A 4,704-nucleotide genomic window follows, 5' to 3' on the forward strand; every position below is an offset into this window, starting at 1 on the left:
CAGCCGCAGCATCAGCGCCGCCGCCTCACCCGCCCCGGTGACCACTCCGACGACGAGCGCGGACGCACCGAGCGAGGCCAGCAGCGGGCCCGTGACCGAACGAGCGCCCTCGTACACGAAGTCCGCGAGCAGACTGACCGTGCCGAACCACACCACGAACCGCCACGGCCGCATTCCCGCCGGCCGCCCGGCCGCCGTCTCCCCGGTGGTCCGGTCGTGCGAGGCCGTCATCGGCACACGCTCCCTACTCGTGCGGCGCCCGAGCGCGTGGACGCGTTTCCTCACAAGCAGGGACTGTTGGCGGCACCCGTGCCGCGGTTCGGGTGCGGCGAGCCCCGCCGCCGCGCGACATCCCGCCGGGGCGTCACGGACCACCAGGGTACCGGCCGACCAGGGAGCGGCGGGCCGCGCGCTCGGCCGGTCACGGCCGAGAAGGCGGCTCCGCGGTCGTTCCGGTCGTGCCGTCCTCGGGCTCGCCCAGGTGTTCGGCCAGCTGGAAGAGAGCGGGCAGGGCGAGGGCGATGGCGGACCGTTCGGTGTCGCCGAGGGCGGCGAGAGCGGCGTCCATGCGGCGTTCGTGGGCGGTGGTCCAGGCGGTGAGCTGGTCGCGGCCGGCATCGGTGAGGGTGACGACGGAGGCGCGGCGGTCACCGGGGTCGACCTCGCGGGCGACCAGTCCCGTGGTGATCATCTGGCCGATCAGTCCGCTGACGGTGCTCGGTGCCAGGCGCTGGCGGGCGGCGAGGTCGCTGATGCGGGCGGGTGAGTGTTCGCCCAGGACCTGCAGCAGTTCCACCTGGGCCATAGGCAGCGTTTCCCACGGGTAGTCGGTCCGGATGGAGGCGCGGAGCGCGCGGCGCAGGCGGGTGACGGCCTCGGTGAGCAGGCGGGCGTCCGGCCCCTCGCCGACGGGGTGGGAAGGGGGCGTCTGGGAGCGGGGCTGCGCGGACATGTGGCAAGGGTAGCCATGCCGCCCTACGGGCTTTCGGCCACCGCTCGTCCCGGGTCCGGGCCGCTTCCGCCCGGGCCGCTTCCGCCCGGGCCGCTTCCGCCCGGGCCGCTTCCGCCCGAGCCGCTTCCGCCCGAGCCGCTTCCGCCCGGGCCGTTTCCGCGTGGGCCCAGCCAGGCCGAGACGACGGCGACGGCCGAGACTCCCGCCAGGATCGACGCGGACCACCGGGCTCCGGCCGCGGTCCCACTGCCCGCTGCCAGGTGCAGGGCGAGAGTGACCAGCGCGACTCCCAGGGCCGTGCCCAGGCCCCGGGCCATGTTGACCAGACCGCCACCGGTGCCCGACGAGCGCGCGGGGACCGCACTCATGATCATGGCGTTGTTGGCCGGGGTGAACGTCCCCAGCCCCAGGCCGGCCAGCCCCAGCAGGCCCGCCGTCCAGGCGACGCCCGGGGGGACGACCGCCGACGCGGCCATGGCGAGGAGGAACACGCCGGCTCCGGCCAGGCACCTGCCGCGGTCCGTCAGGGAGCGCGGCAACAGCCGGTCGCCGCCGGTCGCGGACAGCGCGAAGCCGGCGGGCAGCGCGGTCAGCACCAATCCGGCGGTCAGCTCCGAGGAGCCCCGCGCGGTCAGGACGACCGGCACCAGGACCAGCGGCCCGAACAGCACCAGATAGCCGCTCAATGCCCCGGCCAGCCCGAACGCCACGGCCCGCACCCGCAGCAGGGCCAGGTCCAGCAACGGCGCGGCGGCCCGCTGCTGCCGGCGGACGAAACCCCAGCCGGACACGGCCGCCGCGGCGAACAGCAGGCCCGCCCCCCAGCCGGGCACGGGCAGCCCGGAGGCCGCGGACACGCCGAGCAGCGCGCTGGTGGTGGCCACCGCCAGAAGCCCCAGACCGGCCCAGTCGAAGTGCGCCGCCTTCGTACGGGCCCTGGTACGCGGCAGCAGATAGTGGCCGCTCACCAGCGCGATCACCCCGACCGGCACGTTCACCCAGAACACCCAGCGCCAGCCCAGCGTGGACACCAGCGCCCCGCCCACCGTCGGCCCCAGCGCCAGTCCCAGCGCCTGCGCGGCGGCCTGCACGCCGAGCGCGCTGCGCATCCGCCCGCGGGGCGCGCTGGTGGTCACCAGCGCCACGCTGTTGGCCTGCATCAGCGCCGCCCCGGCCGCCTGTACGACCCGGAAGCCCACCAGCGCCTGGAGCGACGGTGCCAGTCCGCACGCGGCGGACGCCAGCGTGAACACCGCGAAGCCGTACAGGTACAGCAGCTTGCGGCCGTGCGCGTCCGCCAGCCGCCCGGCCGGCACCAGCAGTGCCACCAAGGTCAGCAGATACGCCAGGGACACCCAATCCACCGCCGCCAGCGAGGCGTGGAAATCGGTGCGCAGACCGCCGTAGGCCAGCGTGACGATGCTCGCGTCCAGTTGTCCCATGAACGCCCCGAAGCACACCGTGCCCACGGCCAGCCACCAGGCGTTCGGCCGCGACCGCACCGCCTCCGGGCGGGCCCGCTCCTCGGTGAGTACGTCCGGCCAACGGCGCCGGGCCGGGCTACGAGTCGTTCGCGGGGCCATGACTCCACATTACAACGGTCACCGAAATATTCTGCCACCGTTCCACTTCGCGTGGCCGGTGCGGACCCTCGGCGCCGCCCGCGGGGGACGAGCATCGCGCCGGTGACCGCGAGGAGCGGGGGACCATCAGCGCGTCGATGGTGCGCGTGGGTTCCGGCATCAGGACGACGGCCGCGAGGGGTGCCCGCATCGCGGCGGCGAGCACGGCCGCGGCGCCGACCACCGCGAATCCGGCGGCGGCCGACGCGTGTGCGAGGGGGCCGTCACTTCTCCATCACGGCGACCGCGTCGAGCCCGGCGTGATGCAGGGTCCGCTGCACGGCGTGCCGGGCGCCGCGAACGGTGAGTGTCGCGGTCTCCGGCTGCCGCTCGGCCGCCTGCAGCAGGGCGTAGGCACACGCGAGGTCGATGCCGGTGACCTCGCTCATGTCCACGATCCACTCGTCGGCCTCGCTCAGCGGCGGGGCCCCGAGACATCTCTCCAGTTCCCGCAGGAGCCCTGCTCTGATGTCCCCCGTGAGGATCAGCTCGGCCCGCCGGCCGTCGGTCGCCCTGACCGCCATCGCCGGGGCCGGGAAGCGTTCGGCTGCCATGGCGGCCTCCTTCGCATTCGCCGCACCCTGTGTACCTCCATGGTGGCTCCGATGGACGACCACGTGCGCCGGGGCCGGGGACCGTCACAGGTCGCCCGGTGTGCCGAGGCCGGTCAGGGCGCCGACCGGGTCGGGGTCGGGGGTGCCGCGGGGCCACCAGTCGTCGCGGTCGGGCTCGGATTCGTACGCGTACCACAGGCCGTTCCGGCCCAGGCGGAGCTGGAGGTGGCCGCGGGGGTGGGTGAGCCGGTTGCGCCAGGGGCGGAAGGCGGGCAGGTCGGCGGCGAGGAGCAGCGGGCGGGCCCGGTCGAACCGGCCGGCCGGCGGGTCCCAGGGCTCCTCCAGGACGGCGAGTCCTTCCGGGCCGCCCTGCCGCCAGGCCGCGACCGCGCGTGCCAGGTCGGCCGTGGTGCGTCCGGTGACGGAGGCGAGGGAGGCGTACAGGGAACGGGTGGCGGCGGTCAGTCCGGAGCCGGGGCGGGCGGCGGCGAGGCGTACGGCGTCCTGCCACGGCGTGAGCCCGCCGACCGGGTCGCGGCCGGTGGTGAGCAGGGCGTGGGCACGGGCGGCCGCGTCGGTGGCCAGCTGGTCGAGCGCGAAGGGGTCGGGGCCGCCGGGCGCCGCCGGGTACACCGGGGGCTGCTCGGGGTGCGGGGGCGGCGGCAAGGGGGCGGGCAGGGGCGGGAGCCGGCGCCGGGCCTGCTCGGCCAGTACGTCACTGGCGCGCACCCCCGGCAACGGCTCCGGTTTCTTCTGCTGCGCGGCACGGGCCGCTCGGGCGGCGCTCAGCCGGGACAGGGCGTCGAGCAGTCGGCGCTCGCCGCGGCCGCGGAGCAGCAGCAGGACGAAGGGGTCGGCGTCCAGCAGGCGTGCGGTCTGGTAGCAGAGGGCGGCGGCGTGTTTGCAGGGGTGGCCGCGGTCGGGGCAGCTGCAGTGGGGTTCCAGGTCGCCGGGGCCGGGGAGCAGGGGGACCCCGCAGTCGGCGAGGGACTGGGGCATCTCCTTGTCGAGCAGGGCGGCGATGTGTCCCGGGCGCTCGGCCGCGGCGTCCAGGAAACGGTCCCAGTCGGCGTCGTCCAGCGTCCGCAGCCGCACCTGCACCCGGTAGGGGCGCGGGCGGCTCCCCCGCACGTACGCCAGGACCAGGCCCGGCGTCACGGTGACGGCGTCCACGTGTCCCGTCTCCGCGTACCCCCGCCCCCGCGCGAGCCGCGCCGCGTCCAGCGCGCCCTCCTCCAGGGCGGTGACCCACGCGTTGCCCCACCACGTCTCCGCGAACCGCGAGTCCTCCGCCGCCCGTGCGGCGAACGCCGGGAACGTACGCCGGAGTTCACCGTCACGGCGGGGGGAGGCCATGGTGGGAGGGACGCGTGGCGCGGCGGGGGTGGCCGGCGACTGCGGGGGAGGGGCGCTTTCGGGGTGGCCGCCGGGCGTGGGGTGACCGTGGGCCGGGGAACCCGCCGGGGCCTCCCGACGTCCCTGCGGCCCCTGCGGGGTCCCGCTGTCGCCGGCGTCCTCCCTGGCGGGCCCGGCCGCTGCCGTCCCGGGCGTGCGGGATGCTCCGGCAGCCGGCTCC

Annotated in this window: 5 protein-coding genes and 1 pseudogene; all 6 read right to left on the reverse strand. The window is 76.2% G+C overall.

Annotated elements, in window-relative coordinates; all coding sequences use genetic code 11:
• Positions 1-231: pseudogene (locus RH94_RS43845) on the reverse strand (hypothetical protein); the annotation flags it as partial.
• Between the two features lie 190 nt (positions 232-421).
• On the reverse strand, positions 422-952 hold the full coding sequence (locus tag RH94_RS18710; protein ID WP_073948706.1) for a MarR family winged helix-turn-helix transcriptional regulator: 531 nt from the start codon (positions 950-952) through the stop codon (positions 422-424).
• A 23-nt stretch (positions 953-975) separates the two neighbouring features.
• Positions 976-2,535, reverse strand: coding sequence for an MFS transporter (locus RH94_RS18715; protein ID WP_079189097.1), 1,560 nt, complete (start codon positions 2,533-2,535; stop codon positions 976-978).
• Positions 2,513-2,725 (reverse strand): hypothetical protein, encoded by a 213-nt coding sequence (locus RH94_RS46705; RefSeq protein WP_407697331.1) that lies wholly within the window; start codon positions 2,723-2,725, stop codon positions 2,513-2,515. The genes RH94_RS18715 and RH94_RS46705 overlap by 23 nt, the downstream gene beginning before the upstream one ends.
• Positions 2,726-2,798: 73 nt before the next feature.
• Entirely contained in the window at positions 2,799-3,128 is a 330-nt protein-coding gene (locus tag RH94_RS18725; RefSeq protein ID WP_073948707.1) for an STAS domain-containing protein, read from the reverse strand.
• Between the two features lie 84 nt (positions 3,129-3,212).
• A partial coding sequence (locus tag RH94_RS18730; protein ID WP_079189098.1) for an SWIM zinc finger family protein occupies positions 3,213-4,704 on the reverse strand: 1,492 nt, incomplete at its 5' end.

It is taken from the genome of Streptomyces kebangsaanensis, from assembly GCF_001906585.1.
Classification (GTDB): Bacteria; Actinomycetota; Actinomycetes; order Streptomycetales; family Streptomycetaceae; genus Streptomyces; species Streptomyces kebangsaanensis.